This is a genomic window from Enterobacter sichuanensis (assembly GCF_002939185.1).
Taxonomy (GTDB): domain Bacteria; phylum Pseudomonadota; class Gammaproteobacteria; order Enterobacterales; family Enterobacteriaceae; genus Enterobacter; species Enterobacter sichuanensis.
In genome coordinates, this window is sequence record NZ_POVL01000052.1 from 1 (window position 1) to 16521 (window position 16521).

The following is a 16521-nucleotide window of genomic DNA, read 5'->3' on the forward strand; positions in this document are numbered from 1 at the left end:
GACATTAAGCCTGCCTTACTGGCAGGCTTAATGGCAAAAAACTTTAGGGGCGTAGCTCAGTTGGTAGAGCACCGGTCTCCAAAACCGGGTGTCGCGAGTTCGAGTCTCTCCGCCCCTGCCATATATAATCCTTTGCTTCGGCAAAGGATTTTTTTTGCCTGAAATACTCTACAGCACCGCTTCTTCATTTTCAGCCAGCCTCCCTGCTGGCTGCTATCTCAATCCATGACGTTGATTTTTAATAGATCTTTTATCTGCGATTGCTTATCACTATTTTGCAGCCAAATGGCATACAGCGGCCTGGTAAGCGTGGTGGAATCCACCACGGTATGCAGCCCGGCTTTAGTGTCTGCCCAGCGAACCGGTAACCAGGTACACCCTTTTAACAAGGGCAGTTGCTGGCAGGCGATCTCTGCAGAGCTGGTTGTTAACTGTGGAACATCATCAGGTGCAATCAATCCCGCCTCATGCTGCTGAAAATCTGGTCCCCATTCCAGCCGCAAATAGGTCAGGTCTGCCTTCATCATCGAAGGTTCAGAGGCATAAAGCGCCAGGCCAAACTGGCCAACAATCTGGCTGCTAAATTCATCCATCTTGGGGGCTTCGGTCGTGATCAAAAGATCAAGCTGACGCTCATGAAGTTGCTTAACCAGCGACTGCCGTTGCGCAATCCTGGCTTCGAATTGCAAATGACCATGAGAATGATACAGCCGGGTAAGCCACTGACTTAACATACATTCCCACAGAGAAGCGCTGGCCCCAATCGAGAACTCATTGTGCCTCGAAGTATGGGCAACCTCTTTGCGCGCTGCCTGCCAGGTATTCATCAGCGTTTCTGCGTACGGGAGCAATTTTTCACCCGCAGGTGTCAAACGGATGTTGTTGCGATGGCGGGTAAAAAGATTCACACCCAGTTGATTTTCCAGCTGTCGAATACGAAAACTGACTGCTGACTGCGTCAGATAAAGGGCTTCAGCTGCTCGCCCAAAGTGGCGTGTTCTGCTCACTTCAAGGAAAGTTTTTAGCAATTCCGTATCCACATCTTTCTCCGCAAAATTATTTGTCGTTATGATTTAAATGTTTTGTTTTACACTCTGTCAAGCGTAACTAATACTCCGCGCCATAAATAGCTCGGCCAAAGAATTAGGAGCGTGTAGGATGGCGGAAAGCTTTACGACGACTAATCGTTTTTTCGACAATAAAAATTATCCACGCGGGTTCTCTCGTCACGGCGACTTCACCATCAAAGAGGCGCAGCTGCTTGAGCGTCATGGTTATGCCTTCAACGAGCTGGATCTGGGTAAACGTGAGCCTGCAACGGAAGATGAAAAGCAGTTTGTCTCCGTGTGCCGTGGTGAGCGTGAACCACAATCTGAAGCGGAACGTGTATGGATCAAGTACATGGCGCGCATTAAGCGTCCAAAGCGTTTCCATACCCTTTCTGGCGGTAAGCCGCAGATGGAAGGTGCTGAAGATTACACCGAGTCTGATGACTAAGAAAAAAGGGGCTGTGGCCCCTTTTTTACGCCAGTAACTTTTGCAGGTGCAAAAGTAAACGGTCGATTGCCCGATAGCTCAACGCTTCCTGCAGATGCTGTCTCTCAATTGCATGACTGCTTTCCACATCGGCGATAGTACGAGCCACTTTTAAAAGACGCTGCCATGCACGAATAGAGAGCCCGAAGCGCGTCAACGTTTCCTCCAGCCACGTCGCATCCTCAGCCTTTAGCTGGCAAAACTGTCGGATCTCAGCATTATCCAGACGGGCATTCAGTTTATTTTGCCGCCTGTACTGCCGGGCCTGAGCAGCAATAACCCGATCGCGAACCGTTACTGAACACTCTCCTCTGACACTGCTCTGGCTGAGCAGGCCGGGAGGAGGCAAAGGGATCTCCAGGGATAAATCGAAACGATCCAGGAAAGGGCCTGATAACTTTCCCAGATATCGCAGTGTTTGTTCAGGCGTACAGCGGTTGTGATTCCCCTGATAATGACCTGACGGGCTGGGGTTCATTGCCGCAACCAGCTGGAACTGTGCCGGATAGCTTATTTTGGCTCGGGTACGTGAGATATGTATCTCTCCGGATTCAATCGGCTCCCTTAGGGCATCCAGCACGCGCCGCTCAAACTCAGGTAGTTCATCAAGAAACAGGATGCCGTTATGTGCCAGTGAAATCTCTCCCGGCCCCGGAATGGAACCTCCTCCGACCATGGCCGTCAGGGACGCGCTGTGGTGCGGAGAGCGGAAAGGGCGACGTCGCCACTGTTTTTGCAACGACACTGAACTCACCAGGCTCACTATCGCAGCGCTTTCGAGTGCTTCATGGTTACTGAGTGGTGGAAGTAAACCATTCAACCGGCTCGCCAGCATCGTTTTTCCGGTACCCGGCGGGCCAATCAGCAACAGGTTATGCCCGCCGGCAGCGGTGATCTCCAGCGCTCGCTTTCCCTGCTCCTGACCGATAATATCGCTGAGATCGTCGGTGCTTTCAGGCGGTATATCTTCCGTTTCTTCGGGCGCTGACAACCTATGCCGCCCTTCAAGATGGGCGCAGACCTCCTGCAAATGCCCGGCAATAAGGCACCCTTTTTCGGCTATCAGGCTCACTTCCGCACTGTTTTCATTGGCAAGAATGATTTCCCGACCGGCACGTATAGCTTCCAGCGCACCAGAGATAGCGCCAGGAACGCCTCTCAGTGCGCCTGTAAGCGCCAGTTCACCGATGAACTCGTACGAGCCTAGCCTGGACGTATTAAGCTGTTCAGAAGCGGCGAGAAGCGCAATAGCGATAGGTAAATCATATCTCCCGCCCTCTTTAGGCAGATCCGCTGGTGCCAGGTTGATGGTGATCTTCTTCGCCGGGAAGGTATAACCGCTATTGATAATGGCGCTGCGGACCCGATCTCTGGCTTCTTTCACCGTTGTCTCTGGCAAGCCGACAAGCGTTAAGCCGGGCAGTCCATTACTCAGATGAACCTCCACAGAAATAAGCGGTGCTTTTACTCCAATAGCCGCACGCGTATAAACAACTGACAGTGACATAAGCACCTCCTCGGGCGCTGATTATGCCACTGTCGCTTTCATACCTTGAGTGCTGTTTTTGTGTTTTACGGCATTACTTCCAGACTTTTAGCAGCAATTTGCAATCATTTCTTGTGAGTGGAAGCCACATCGCAGAAAAAACGTGCCCGTTATGATGACCTGGCGGCGGCGAAAAAAATGAAAAATATTCACCATCTGTTTTTCTCATATAAAACAATGCTTTTCAAAGATATGGTTCGCGAGCTAATCAAAATGGTCATAAATAAATCTTGTGTTTGGTTTAAAAACTGTGATAACTCTTTAGGTATTCCTTCGAACAAGATGCAAAAAGAACTGAAAATGACAGCCCTTCTACGAGTGATTAGCCTGGTCGTGATTAGCGTGGTGGTGATTATTATCCCACCGTGCGGGGCTGCACTTGGACGAGGAAAGGCTTAGAAATCAAGCCTTAACGAACTAAGACCCCCGCACCGAAAGGTCCGGGGGTTTTTTTATGACTAAAAAACGCAAATGAGGAGCAGAGAATGACAAATAGCACAAAATTCTGTTTCTCCCGATTTATGACGGGGAACTAACTATGAATGGGGCACAGTGGGTAGTACATGCGTTGCGCGCGCAGGGAGTCGAAACAGTATTCGGTTATCCGGGTGGCGCAATTATGCCGATTTACGATGCACTGTATGACGGCGGCGTGGAGCACCTGTTGTGCCGACACGAGCAGGGCGCGGCTATGGCGGCGATCGGTTATGCGCGCGCCACCGGCAAAACCGGCGTCTGCATGGCGACCTCGGGTCCCGGTGCAACTAACCTGATCACCGGTCTGGCTGATGCACTGCTCGATTCCGTTCCGGTCGTCGCCATCACCGGACAGGTTGCATCTCCGTTCATCGGTACCGATGCTTTCCAGGAAGTGGACGTTCTCGGCTTATCCCTGGCCTGCACCAAACACAGCTTCCTCGTCCAGTCTCTGGAAGAGCTGCCGCGGGTGATGGCAGAAGCGTTCGAGGTAGCAAGCTCCGGCCGTCCTGGTCCGGTTCTGGTTGATATCCCGAAAGATATCCAGGTGGCGATCGGCGATCTCGAACCGCACTTCTCCACTGTTGAGAGCGACGATGCGTTTCCGCATGCGGAAGTGGAAGAGGCGCGGCAGATGTTGGCCCAGGCGAAACAGCCGATGCTGTACGTCGGTGGTGGCGTGGGCATGGCGCAGGCAGTTCCTGCCCTGCGTGAATTTATCGCGGTGACGCAAATGCCTGCTACCTGCACGCTGAAAGGACTGGGTGCGGTAGATGCGGATTATCCCTGTTATCTGGGCATGCTGGGGATGCACGGTACCAAAGCGGCAAATCTGGCCGTTCAGGAGTGTGACTTGCTCATCGCCGTGGGAGCCCGTTTTGACGATCGCGTCACCGGTAAGCTGAATACCTTCGCGCCGAATGCCAAAGTGATCCATATGGATATCGATCCTGCGGAGATGAACAAATTGCGTCAGGCACATGTTGCCTTGCAGGGCGATCTCAATGCGCTGTTACCGGCATTACAGCAGCCACTGGATATCAATGCGTGGCGAAAGCACACCTCAGACCTGCGTGCTGAACACGCCTGGCGTTACGATCATCCTGGCGACGCTATCTACGCGCCGCTGCTGTTGAAGCAGTTGTCCGATCGGAAACCCGCAGACAGCGTGGTGACGACGGATGTGGGTCAACACCAGATGTGGTCCGCCCAGCACATGACCTATACCCGCCCGGAAAATTTCATCACCTCCAGCGGGTTAGGCACGATGGGCTTCGGCTTGCCTGCTGCCGTGGGTGCGCAGGTTGCCCGCCCGAACGATACGGTAATCTGTATCTCCGGCGACGGCTCCTTCATGATGAACGTTCAGGAGCTGGGCACCGTGAAGCGCAAGCAGTTGCCGCTGAAGATCGTGTTGCTCGATAACCAGCGATTAGGGATGGTTCGCCAGTGGCAACAACTCTTTTTCCAGGAGCGTTACAGTGAAACCACCCTGACTGATAATCCCGATTTCCTCACCCTGGCCAGTGCCTTTGGCATTCCTGGCCAGCACATCACCCGTAAAGACCAGGTTGAAGCGGCACTCGACACCATGCTGTCAAGCGAAGGGCCTTACCTGCTTCATGTCTCAATCGACGAGCTTGAGAATGTCTGGCCGTTGGTACCGCCAGGTGCCAGTAACTCACAAATGCTGGAGAAATTATCATGATGCAACATCAGGTCGCCGTGCAGGCTCGCTTCAATCCGGAGACATTAGAGCGCGTTTTGCGCGTGGTCCGTCATCGTGGCTTTCAGATTTGCTCTATGAATATGGAGACGGCCACTGACGCCCAAAACATCAGTATCGAATTAACCGTTGCCAGCCCGCGCCCGGTCGACTTACTGTTTAGTCAGTTATCAAAGCTGGTAGACGTTGCCCATGTTGCCATCTGCCAGAGCACAACCACATCACAACAAATCCGCGCTTAAGCGTGACAGGAAGAGAAAATGACGACAAAAAAAGCTGATTACATTTGGTTCAATGGTGAGATGGTTCGCTGGGAGGACGCGAAAGTCCACGTGATGTCCCACGCGCTGCACTACGGTACTTCTGTCTTTGAAGGGATCCGTTGCTACGACTCTCACAAAGGGCCAGTGGTGTTCCGTCATCGTGAACATATGCAGCGTCTGCATGACTCAGCCAAAATTTATCGTTTCCCGGTTTCTCAGAGCGTTGATGAGCTGATGGAAGCCTGCCGCGAGGTCATCCGTAAAAACAATCTGACCAGTGCCTATATTCGTCCGCTGGTTTTCGTGGGTGACGTAGGGATGGGCGTTAACCCGCCAGCCGGATATACCACGGATGTGATCATTGCTGCGTTCCCGTGGGGTGCCTACCTGGGTGCAGAAGCGCTGGAGCAGGGGATCGACGCAATGGTCTCTTCCTGGAATCGTGTGGCACCCAATACGATCCCGACCGCCGCTAAAGCGGGCGGTAACTACCTCTCTTCCCTGCTGGTCGGTAGCGAAGCGCGCCGTCACGGATATCAGGAAGGTATCGCGCTCGATGTGAACGGCTACATCTCCGAAGGCGCCGGTGAAAACCTGTTTGAAGTGAAAGATGGCATCCTGTTCACGCCGCCGTTCACCTCGTCAGCGCTGCCGGGCATCACCCGTGACGCCATCATCAAGCTGGCGAAAGATCTGGGTATCGAAGTGCGTGAGCAGGTCCTGTCCCGCGAATCCTTGTACCTGGCGGATGAAGTGTTTATGTCCGGTACCGCGGCTGAAATCACGCCGGTTCGCAGCGTAGACGGTATTCAGGTAGGCGCAGGCCGCTGTGGTCCGGTCACCAAACGCATTCAACAAGCCTTCTTCGGCCTCTTTACCGGCGAAACAGAAGACAAATACGGCTGGTTGGATCAGGTTAATCAATAAGCATAAATATGGGACGGCACGCACCGTCCCTTTGACTCGTCAGACGGGAGTAAATAAAGCATGCCTAAGTATCGTTCCGCCACCACCACCCATGGCCGTAACATGGCCGGTGCCCGCGCGCTGTGGCGCGCCACCGGGATGACCGACGCTGATTTCGGTAAGCCGATTATCGCCGTGGTGAACTCCTTTACCCAGTTTGTACCGGGTCACGTGCACCTGCGCGATCTCGGTAAGCTGGTTGCCGAGCAAATTGAAGCTGCTGGCGGGGTGGCGAAAGAGTTCAACACCATTGCGGTGGATGACGGTATCGCGATGGGGCACGGGGGCATGCTCTATTCACTGCCGTCGCGCGAGCTGATCGCCGACTCGGTGGAGTACATGGTTAACGCCCACTGCGCTGATGCCATGGTCTGTATCTCCAACTGCGATAAAATCACCCCGGGGATGCTGATGGCCTCCCTGCGCCTGAACATTCCGGTGATCTTCGTCTCCGGCGGTCCAATGGAAGCGGGTAAAACCAAGCTTTCCGACAAAATCATCAAGCTCGACCTGGTGGATGCGATGATTCAGGGCGCGGACCCGAAAGTCTCTGACGAGCAGAGTAATCAGGTGGAGCGCTCCGCGTGCCCAACCTGCGGCTCCTGTTCCGGGATGTTCACCGCCAACTCTATGAACTGTCTGACCGAAGCGCTGGGCCTGTCTCAGCCGGGCAACGGCTCGCTGCTGGCGACCCACGCCGATCGTAAACAGCTGTTCCTTAACGCCGGTAAGCGCATCGTTGAGCTGACCAAACGTTACTACGAGCAGGACGATGCCAGCGCGCTGCCGCGCAACATCGCCAGCAAGGCCGCGTTTGAAAACGCCATGACGCTGGATATCGCCATGGGCGGTTCCACCAATACCGTTCTGCACCTGCTGGCCGCCGCGCAGGAAGCCGAAATCGACTTCACCATGAGCGATATCGATAAGCTCTCCCGCAAAGTGCCACAGCTGTGTAAGGTCGCGCCAAGCACCCAGAAATACCACATGGAAGACGTCCACCGCGCGGGTGGCGTCATCGGTATTCTCGGCGAGCTGGATCGCGCCGGGCTGCTGAACCGCGACGTTCAGAACGTGCTTGGCCTGACGCTGCCGCAGACGCTGGATAAATACGACGTGATGCTGACCAAAGACGACGCGGTGAAAAAGATGTTCCGCGCCGGCCCGGCCGGTATTCGCACCACGCAGGCCTTCTCCCAGGATTGCCGCTGGGACACGCTGGACGATGACCGCGCAGAAGGGTGCATCCGCTCTCTTGAACATGCCTACAGCAAAGACGGCGGGCTGGCAGTGCTGTACGGTAACTTCGCTGAAAATGGCTGTATCGTCAAAACCGCTGGCGTAGATGACAGCATCCTCAAGTTTACCGGCCCGGCAAAAGTCTACGAAAGCCAGGATGAGGCGGTAGATGCCATCCTGGGCGGTAAAGTGGTGGAGGGCGACGTGGTTGTCATCCGCTACGAAGGGCCAAAAGGCGGGCCGGGCATGCAGGAGATGCTCTACCCAACCACTTTCCTGAAATCCATGGGCCTCGGTAAAGCCTGCGCGCTGATCACCGACGGACGTTTCTCGGGCGGTACTTCAGGCCTCTCCATCGGCCACGTCTCTCCGGAAGCGGCAAGCGGCGGCAACATCGCCATCATCGAAGATGGTGACCTGATCGAAATCGACATTCCGAATCGCGGGATCCAGCTCAAGCTGAGCGATCAGGAAATTGCGGCGCGTCGTGAAGCACAGCAAGCGCGCGGTGATAAAGCCTGGACGCCAAAAGACCGCCAGCGTGAAGTCTCCTTTGCCCTGCGCGCTTACGCGAGCCTGGCGACCAGTGCAGACAAAGGCGCGGTACGCGATAAATCGAAACTTGGGGGCTAATGATGGCCGAGTCACAACCCTTATCCGCCGCCCCTGAGGGGGCGGAATATCTCCGGGCGGTGCTGCGCGCGCCGGTCTATGAAGCGGTACAGGTCACTCCGCTGCAGAAAATGGAAAAACTCTCCTCGCGCCTCGACAACGTCATTCTGGTCAAGCGCGAAGACCGTCAGCCGGTGCACAGCTTTAAGCTGCGCGGGGCCTACGCGATGATGGCCGGGCTGACCGATGAGCAAAAAGCGCGCGGCGTGATTACGGCGTCTGCCGGTAACCATGCGCAGGGTGTGGCGTTCTCGTCTGCCCGTTTAGGGTTGAAAGCGTTAATCGTGATGCCGGTGGCTACTGCGGATATCAAAGTCGACGCGGTACGAGGCTTCGGCGGTGAAGTGCTGCTCCATGGGGCAAACTTTGATGAAGCGAAAGCCAAAGCGATCGAGCTGGCGCAACAGCAGGGATTCACCTGGGTGCCGCCGTTCGACCACCCGATGGTGATTGCCGGCCAGGGCACGCTGGCGCTGGAGCTGCTGCAGCAGGATGCCCATCTCGACCGCGTTTTCGTTCCGGTGGGCGGTGGTGGATTAGCGGCGGGCGTGGCGGTGCTGATCAAACAGCTGATGCCGCAGATCAAAGTCATTGCCGTGGAAGCCGAAGATTCTGCCTGCCTGAAAGCGGCGCTGGATGCCGGGCATCCGGTAGATCTGCCCCGCGTCGGGCTGTTTGCCGAAGGTGTGGCGGTGAAGCGCATTGGCGACGAAACCTTCCGCCTGTGCCGGGAGTATCTTGATGACATCGTCACCGTTGACAGTGATGCAATCTGTGCAGCGATGAAAGATCTGTTTGAGGATGTGCGTGCGGTGGCAGAACCGTCCGGCGCGCTGGCGCTGGCGGGAATGAAAAAATACATCGCCCAGCACAATATTCGCGGCGAGCGCCTGGCGCACGTACTCTCGGGGGCTAACGTCAATTTCCACGGCCTGCGCTACGTTTCCGAGCGCTGCGAGCTGGGTGAACAGCGTGAAGCGCTGCTGGCGGTCACCATTCCGGAAGAGAAGGGCAGTTTCCTCAAGTTCTGCCAGCTGCTGGGTGGCCGTTCGGTGACGGAGTTCAACTACCGTTTTGCCGATGCGAAAGACGCCTGCATTTTTGTCGGCGTGCGTTTAAGCCGCGGTCTGGAAGAGCGCAAAGAGATCCTCAACCTGTTGCATGAAGGTGGCTACAGCGTGGTGGATCTCTCCGACGACGAAATGGCGAAGCTGCACGTGCGCTATATGGTCGGCGGACGTCCGTCGAAGCCACTCCAGGAACGTCTTTACAGCTTCGAATTCCCGGAATCACCGGGTGCGCTGCTGAAGTTCCTGCATACGCTGGGCACGCACTGGAACATCTCCCTGTTCCACTACCGCAGCCACGGCACTGATTACGGCCGCGTGCTGGCGGCGTTTGAACTCGCCGAGCACGAGCCTGATTTCGAAACGCGCCTGAACGAGCTGGGCTACGAGTGCCACGATGAGACCCATAACCCGGCGTTCAGGTTCTTCCTCGCGGGCTAACGGTTCGGCTGCGCGTAGGCCGGGTAAGCGTAGCGCCACCCGGCTTCAGTGGTTCGGCAGTATCTTCCAGAACGCATCAATAAGCGGCTCATGCAGCCGCTTTTTTTGTGCACATACGCCAAGCTCAAACGGCGTCTTCTCATCGCTGCGTTCTAAAATCATCACGCGATTACGTACCGGCTCCGGGCTATTTTCCAGCACCACCTCCGGCAGCAGCGCCACGCCGCAGCCGAGTGCCACCATTGACACCATCGCCTCATGACCACCGACCGTGGCGTAAATCGATGGATTGCTGATTTTTTGCCGACGGAACCACAGCTCGATGCGGCGACGTACCGGCCCCTGATCGGCCATGATAAACGGTACCGTTGACCAGTCCGGCTTTTCCACTGACACCTGATTACGCACCGGGCAGGGCAGCGCCGGAGCGATCAGTACCACCGCCAGATTTTCCAGCATCGAAAACGCCACCGCGCCGGGCAGGGTTTCCGGTTTCCCGGCAATCGCCAGATCCGCTTCGCCGGTGACCACTTTTTCCATCGCGTCGGCGGCGTCGCCGGTGGTGAGTTTAATTTCAACCGAGGGGTGTTCCGCGCGGAAACGGTCAAGGATAGGCGGCAGATGGCTGTAGGCGGCGGTCACGGAGCAGAAAATATGCAGCTCACCGGAGAGCGACGGCCCTTGCTGATCGATGGTGTGCCGCAGCTGCTGATACTGCAACAAGGTTTGCTGGGCAAAAATGCGCAGCTCTTCTCCTGCTTCCGTGAGCGTGACGGTACGATTATCGCGCACAAACAGCGGCTGGCCGAGGTCTTCTTCAAGACGCTGGATCTGGCGTGAAAGCGTGGAGGGACTGACGTGCATCGCCCGGGCGCTGCGGCCAAAATGGCGGCTTTCCGCCAGATGCAGGAACATTTTCAGATCGCGTAAATCCACGGATTCCACTCCCCCGTTTTACATTGCAGATATTGCAACATGACGTTGTGAATATATCAATTTCCGCAATAAAATTCCTGTCATATAGTAAGTTCATTCTCGCATAAGCGAACCGAACAATAAGCACGACAACACAACATCACGAGGTATCACCATGGCTAACTACTTCAACACACTGAATCTGCGCCAGCAGCTGGCGCAGCTGGGCAAATGCCGCTTTATGGCGCGCGACGAATTTGCCGATGGCGCGAGCTATCTTCAGGGGAAAAAAGTGGTCATCGTCGGCTGTGGCGCACAGGGTCTGAACCAGGGCCTGAACATGCGTGACTCCGGTCTGGATATCTCTTACGCCCTGCGCAAAGAAGCCATTGCTGAGAAGCGTGCTTCATGGCGTAAAGCGACCGAAAACGGTTTTAAAGTAGGTACCTACGAAGAGCTGATCCCGCAGGCGGACCTGGTGGTTAACCTGACGCCAGACAAACAGCACTCTGACGTTGTGCGCTCCGTGCAGCCGCTGATGAAAGACGGCGCGGCGCTGGGTTACTCTCACGGCTTCAACATCGTTGAAGTGGGCGAGCAAATCCGTAAAGACATCACCGTCGTGATGGTTGCACCGAAATGCCCGGGTACAGAAGTGCGTGAAGAGTACAAGCGTGGTTTCGGCGTGCCGACCCTCATCGCGGTTCACCCGGAAAACGATCCGAAAGGCGAAGGGATGGCGATCGCTAAAGCATGGGCAGCGGCGACCGGCGGCCACCGTGCGGGCGTTCTGGAATCGTCCTTCGTGGCTGAAGTGAAATCTGACCTGATGGGCGAGCAGACCATTCTGTGCGGCATGCTGCAGGCGGGCTCCCTGCTGTGCTTCGACAAGCTGGTGGAAGAGGGTACCGACCCGGCATACGCAGAAAAACTGATTCAGTTCGGCTGGGAAACCATCACCGAAGCGCTGAAACAGGGCGGTATCACCCTGATGATGGACCGTCTGTCCAACCCGGCGAAACTGCGTGCATACGCGCTGTCTGAGCAGCTGAAAACCATCATGGCTCCGCTGTTCCAGAAACATATGGACGACATTATCTCCGGCGAGTTCTCTTCCGGTATGATGGCGGACTGGGCGAACGACGATAAGAAACTGCTGACCTGGCGTGAAGAGACCGGTAAAACCGCGTTCGAAACCGCGCCACAGTATGAAGGTAAAATCGGCGAGCAGGAGTACTTCGATAAAGGCGTACTGATGATCGCGATGGTGAAAGCAGGCGTTGAGCTGGCGTTCGAAACCATGGTGGATTCCGGCATCATCGAAGAGTCTGCATACTACGAATCACTGCACGAGCTGCCGCTGATCGCGAATACTATCGCCCGTAAGCGTCTGTACGAAATGAACGTGGTTATCTCGGATACCGCAGAATACGGTAACTATCTGTTCTCTTATGCCTGTGTACCGCTGCTGAAAGAGTTCATGACCACTCTGCAGCCGGGCGATCTGGGCAAGGCGATTGCGGAAGGTGCCGTGGACAACGCACAGCTGCGTGATGTAAACGAAGCCATTCGCAGCCACCAGATCGAGAAAGTAGGTCACAAACTGCGTGGCTACATGACCGACATGAAGCGTATCGCGGTAGCGGGTTAACAACAGGTGCGGGCTGATGCCCTCACCCTGGCCCTCTCCCACAGGGAGAGGGTGCAAACATTAAAGGCCTTCTCTAAGAGAAGGCCTTGCTGTTTATTTCCGATACAGCACTTTAATCACGTGGTAGCCGAACTGCGTGTGCAGCGGTCCGGTTGGCTCCAGCACCGGGCAGGAGAAGACCACTTTATCAAACGCCGGAACCATCTGGCCCTGGCGGAATTCACCTAAATCACCACCGCGTTTGCCTGATGGACAAATGGAGTGTTTCTTCGCCAGCTTGCCGAAATCGGCGCCGTTTTTAAGCTGCTCCAGAAGATCCAGAGCCAGTTTCTCTTCTTTAACAAGAATATGCAGTGCTGCTGCTGTTTTTGCCATGATCGTGCCTTGAGTGGTATGGATTAGGCTCGCTATACTACCACGCTGTTATTCTCCCCTCCTGACTTTCATTGAGTGATCATTTATGCGTTTAAACCCCGGACAACAACAAGCCGTCGAATTTGTCACCGGACCGTGTCTGGTGCTGGCGGGGGCTGGCTCCGGTAAAACCCGCGTGATCACCAATAAAATTGCCCACCTGATCCGCGGCTGCGGCTATCAGGCCCGGCACATTGCGGCGGTAACCTTTACCAATAAAGCGGCACGTGAAATGAAAGAGCGTGTCGGCCAGACCCTGGGGCGTAAAGAGGCGCGCGGCCTGATGATCTCCACCTTCCACACGCTGGGGCTGGATATCATCAAACGCGAATATGCGGCGCTGGGAATGAAGGCCAACTTCTCGCTTTTCGATGACACCGATCAGGTGGCGTTGCTCAAAGAGCTCACCGAGGGGCTGATCGAAGATGACAAAGTGCTGTTGCAACAGCTGATCTCGACGATCTCCAACTGGAAAAACGATCTGATGACTCCCGCACAGGCGGCGGCGAGTGCCAAAGGCGAACGGGATCGGATCTTCGCCCATTGCTACGGCCTGTACGATGCGCACATGAAAGCGTGCAACGTGCTGGATTTTGACGACCTGATCCTGCTGCCAACGCTGCTGCTGCAGCGTAATGAAGAGGTGCGCGAGCGCTGGCAAAACAAGATCCGCTACCTGCTGGTGGATGAATATCAGGATACCAACACCAGCCAGTATGAGCTGGTGAAGCTGCTGGTGGGACAGCGTGCGCGTTTCACCGTGGTAGGCGATGACGACCAGTCTATTTACTCCTGGCGCGGTGCGCGTCCACAAAACCTGGTGCTGCTGAGTAAAGATTTTCCGGCGCTGCAGGTGATTAAGCTCGAGCAGAACTACCGCTCCTCGGGGCGTATCCTGAAAGCGGCCAATATTCTGATTGCCAATAACCCGCACGTGTTTGAGAAGCGCCTGTTCTCTGAACTCGGCTATGGCACCGAGCTGAAAGTGCTCAGTGCCAACAATGAAGAGCACGAAGCGGAGCGCGTCACGGGTGAACTGATTGCTCACCACTTCGTCAATAAAACCGACTACAAGGATTACGCGATCCTCTATCGTGGTAACCATCAGTCGCGCGTCTTTGAAAAGATGCTGATGCAGAACCGCATCCCGTACAAAATTTCGGGCGGCACCTCGTTCTTCTCGCGGCCGGAAATCAAAGATCTGCTGGCTTACCTGCGCGTGCTCACCAACCCGGATGATGACAGCGCGTTTCTGCGTATTGTGAATACCCCGAAACGTGAGATTGGTCCGGCGACGCTGCAAAAGCTGGGCGAATGGGCGATGACGCGCAACAAAAGCCTGTTCACGGCCAGCTTCGACCTGGGGCTGAGCCAGACGTTAACCGGGCGGGGTTATGATTCGTTAACCCGTTTTACCCACTGGCTGGGTGAAGTGCAGCGTCTGGCGGAGCGTGAACCGGTGGCCGCTGTCCGCGACCTGATTCACGGCATCGACTACGAGTCCTGGCTGTATGAAACGTCTGCCAGCCCGAAGGCGGCAGAGATGCGTATGAAAAACGTTAACCAGCTTTTCAGCTGGATGACGGAAATGCTTGAAGGCTCAGAAATCGACGAGCCAATGACCCTGACGCAGGTGGTAACCCGCTTTACCCTGCGCGATATGATGGAGCGCGGTGAGAGCGAAGAAGAGGCCGATCAGGTTCAGCTGATGACGCTCCATGCGTCAAAAGGGCTGGAGTTCCCGTATGTCTATCTGGTTGGCATGGAAGAGGGGTTATTGCCGCACCAGAGCAGTATCGATGAAGACAACGTCGACGAGGAGCGCCGTCTGGCCTATGTGGGGATCACCCGCGCGCAGAAAGAGCTGACGTTCACCCTGTGTAAAGAGCGTCGTCAATACGGCGAGCTGGTGCGCCCGGAGCCGAGCCGGTTCCTGCTGGAACTGCCGCAGGATGACCTGATCTGGGAACAGGAGCGCAAAGTGATTACCGCAGAAGAGCGTATGCACAAGGGGCAGGCTAACGTGGCGAACATTCGCGCCATGCTGGCAAAAGCGAAAGAGAAAGGATAATTATTTGTAGGCCGGGTAAGGCGAAGCCGCCACCCGGCATTTTTCACTCTCTTACTTTACTTCCAACACCCAGTGCACATAGCTCTGCCACTGGCATTCCTGCTCGATCAACTCAGCCCCAAGCGGGTGATTATCCAGCCACTTTTCCGGCAGCGTCAGGGACAATTTTTCGTCATCGGCCACCAGGTTGATCGCAGGCAGCAAATCATCGCGGCGGCGGCTGGCAAACAGGATCGCCAGACGCAGCAGACGGCACAGATGCTCGGCTACACGCGGCGGTACGGCGTTTTGCTGGTGCAAAGAAGAGAGATCAACGGCATTGGTCTGGTTCAGCAGCAGCGTTGCCAGCAGTTTTTTCTGCGCGGGCGTATAGCCCGGTAAATCAAGGTTACGCACCAGATACGCAGCGTGAGCAGGAGCCTGCTTAAAATCAATGCTCAGCCCCACTTCATGGAGCGCACAGGCGCTCAGCAAGAGATCGCGGCTCAGATGATCGAGATCCCATGCGTTAGCGACCTGATCGGCGAAGCGTGACGCCAGTTGCGCCACGCGACCAGCCTGATCGATATCCACCAGAAAACGGCGCTGTACGTTGCGCAGCGTACGGCTACGAATGTCCTGATCAACCGACAAATGCAACATCCCATAGACCAGACCTTCGCGCAGTGCGCCGCCGGCCAGCGTCATACAGGTGATGTTGAGCTCGGTGAAAATGGCGATCAGAATGGCCAGCCCGCTCGGGAAGACCAGCGCACGTTCAAGGGTCAGGCCTTCAATTTCCAGCTCTTCCAGTCGTCCGCACTGAATAGCGCGCTGTTTAAGCTGCTGAAGCTTGGCAAGCGTAATCCGCTCGTCCATGCCCTGTGCCATCATGATTTCCTGCAAGGCCTGCACGGTACCCGAGGCACCTACGCAGACTTTCCAGCCGTGATAGCGCAGTTCGTCCATCACCGGACGTAATACCTCGCGCGCGGCATTTTCTGCCTCGTCGAAGTTCTCTTTGCCGAGATTGCGGTCGGCAAAGTAGCGCTCAAGCCAGGTCACACAGCCCATCGACAGGCTAAACAGCGAGGTCGCCTGCGCGCCCGTACCGGTGACCAGCTCCGTGCTGGCACCGCCGATATCCACCACCAGACGGCGATCGTCGCCCCCTGTGGTATGCGCAACACCCTGATAAATCAGGCGAGCTTCTTCTTCACCGCTGATCACCTGAACCGGACAACCGAGAATTTCCTGCGCTCTGGCAATAAAATCCACGGCGTTAACCGCCAGACGGAGTGTCGCGGTGGCGACAACGGTGATTTGGGAATGGGGGATATCCTGCAGACGCTCAGCGAAGAGCCGCAGACACTGCCAGCCACGTTCCATGGCTTCTGGTGAGAGGTAATTGTCGCTGCTCAGGCCCGCCGCGAGGCGGACCTTGCGCTTAATGCGCGTCAGCGTTTGTATGCTTCCCGCCACCTCGCGCACAACCAGCATATGAAAACTATTCGAACCGAGATCGATGGCTGCGTAAAGCGAGGTGGAGCTGAGCATA

Annotated in this window: 15 protein-coding genes and 1 tRNA gene; 11 read left to right on the top strand and 5 right to left on the bottom strand. The window is 55.8% G+C overall.

Features of this window, described 5'->3' with window-relative positions:
• Nucleotides 1–45 precede the first annotated feature (45 nt).
• A tRNA-Trp gene (locus C5687_RS19460) sits at nucleotides 46–121 on the top strand.
• Nucleotides 122–218: 97 nt separating this feature from the next.
• On the opposite strand, the gene hdfR is transcribed toward C5687_RS19460, so the two are convergent.
• On the bottom strand, nucleotides 219–1040 hold the full coding sequence (gene hdfR / locus C5687_RS19465; protein WP_025757599.1) for an HTH-type transcriptional regulator HdfR: 822 nt from the start codon (nucleotides 1038–1040) through the stop codon (nucleotides 219–221).
• Nucleotides 1041–1158: 118 nt separating this feature from the next.
• Between hdfR and C5687_RS19470 the strand changes: the two genes are divergently transcribed.
• A complete protein-coding gene (locus C5687_RS19470) occupies nucleotides 1159–1497 on the top strand; it encodes a MaoP family protein (RefSeq protein ID WP_025757596.1) in 339 nt (112 codons plus the stop codon).
• 25 nt (nucleotides 1498–1522) lie between these two features.
• On the opposite strand, the gene C5687_RS19475 is transcribed toward C5687_RS19470, so the two are convergent.
• Entirely contained in the window at nucleotides 1523–3043 is a 1521-nt protein-coding gene (locus C5687_RS19475; RefSeq protein WP_095452470.1) for a YifB family Mg chelatase-like AAA ATPase, read from the bottom strand.
• Between the two features lie 339 nt (nucleotides 3044–3382).
• Between C5687_RS19475 and ilvL the strand changes: the two genes are divergently transcribed.
• The 7 genes from ilvL (at nucleotide 3383) to ilvA (ending at nucleotide 9933) form a co-directional block, all read left to right on the top strand.
• Nucleotides 3383–3481, top strand: coding sequence for an ilv operon leader peptide (ilvL, locus tag C5687_RS19480; protein ID WP_001311244.1), 99 nt, complete (start codon nucleotides 3383–3385; stop codon nucleotides 3479–3481).
• 86 nt (nucleotides 3482–3567) lie between these two features.
• Nucleotides 3568–3618, top strand: a complete 51-nt coding sequence (gene ilvX, locus C5687_RS19485) for a peptide IlvX (protein WP_102046757.1) — start codon at nucleotides 3568–3570, stop codon at nucleotides 3616–3618.
• Nucleotides 3619–3620: 2 nt separating this feature from the next.
• A complete protein-coding gene (gene ilvG / locus C5687_RS19490; RefSeq protein WP_104557590.1) occupies nucleotides 3621–5267 on the top strand; it encodes an acetolactate synthase 2 catalytic subunit in 1647 nt (548 codons plus the stop codon).
• Nucleotides 5264–5527 carry an acetolactate synthase 2 small subunit gene (gene ilvM / locus C5687_RS19495; RefSeq protein WP_003860184.1) on the top strand — a complete coding sequence of 88 codons (264 nt, stop codon included), beginning with the start codon at nucleotides 5264–5266 and terminating at the stop codon, nucleotides 5525–5527. Before ilvG ends, ilvM begins: the two co-directional genes overlap by 4 nt.
• 18 nt (nucleotides 5528–5545) lie before the next feature.
• Nucleotides 5546–6475, top strand: coding sequence for a branched-chain-amino-acid transaminase (ilvE, locus tag C5687_RS19500; RefSeq protein ID WP_013099287.1), 930 nt, complete (start codon nucleotides 5546–5548; stop codon nucleotides 6473–6475).
• A gap of 60 nt (nucleotides 6476–6535) precedes the next feature.
• On the top strand, nucleotides 6536–8386 hold the full coding sequence (ilvD, locus tag C5687_RS19505; protein ID WP_104557591.1) for a dihydroxy-acid dehydratase: 1851 nt from the start codon (nucleotides 6536–6538) through the stop codon (nucleotides 8384–8386).
• Between the two features lie 2 nt (nucleotides 8387–8388).
• Nucleotides 8389–9933 carry a threonine ammonia-lyase, biosynthetic gene (gene ilvA, locus C5687_RS19510; RefSeq protein ID WP_094919524.1) on the top strand — a complete coding sequence of 515 codons (1545 nt, stop codon included), beginning with the start codon at nucleotides 8389–8391 and terminating at the stop codon, nucleotides 9931–9933.
• A gap of 45 nt (nucleotides 9934–9978) precedes the next feature.
• Here the strand turns inward: ilvA and ilvY are convergent, their stop codons facing one another.
• The gene (gene ilvY / locus C5687_RS19515; protein WP_017382574.1) at nucleotides 9979–10869 is read right to left on the bottom strand and encodes an HTH-type transcriptional activator IlvY; all 891 of its coding nucleotides are present in this window, start codon (nucleotides 10867–10869) and stop codon (nucleotides 9979–9981) included.
• A 154-nt stretch (nucleotides 10870–11023) separates the two neighbouring features.
• Here ilvY and ilvC point away from each other — a divergent pair, with 154 nt between their 5' ends.
• Nucleotides 11024–12499, top strand: a complete 1476-nt coding sequence (gene ilvC, locus C5687_RS19520) for a ketol-acid reductoisomerase (RefSeq protein ID WP_008501571.1) — start codon at nucleotides 11024–11026, stop codon at nucleotides 12497–12499.
• Nucleotides 12500–12592: 93 nt separating this feature from the next.
• Here ilvC and ppiC read toward each other — a convergent pair whose 3' ends face one another.
• The gene (gene ppiC, locus C5687_RS19525) at nucleotides 12593–12874 is read right to left on the bottom strand and encodes a peptidylprolyl isomerase PpiC (protein WP_013099282.1); all 282 of its coding nucleotides are present in this window, start codon (nucleotides 12872–12874) and stop codon (nucleotides 12593–12595) included.
• Between the two features lie 85 nt (nucleotides 12875–12959).
• Here ppiC and rep point away from each other — a divergent pair, with 85 nt between their 5' ends.
• Entirely contained in the window at nucleotides 12960–14984 is a 2025-nt protein-coding gene (rep, locus tag C5687_RS19530; protein ID WP_025757586.1) for a DNA helicase Rep, read from the top strand.
• Nucleotides 14985–15035: 51 nt separating this feature from the next.
• Here rep and gppA read toward each other — a convergent pair whose 3' ends face one another.
• The gene (gene gppA, locus C5687_RS19535; protein WP_025757584.1) at nucleotides 15036–16520 is read right to left on the bottom strand and encodes a guanosine-5'-triphosphate,3'-diphosphate diphosphatase; all 1485 of its coding nucleotides are present in this window, start codon (nucleotides 16518–16520) and stop codon (nucleotides 15036–15038) included.
• Between the last annotated feature and the right edge of the window lies 1 nt (nucleotide 16521).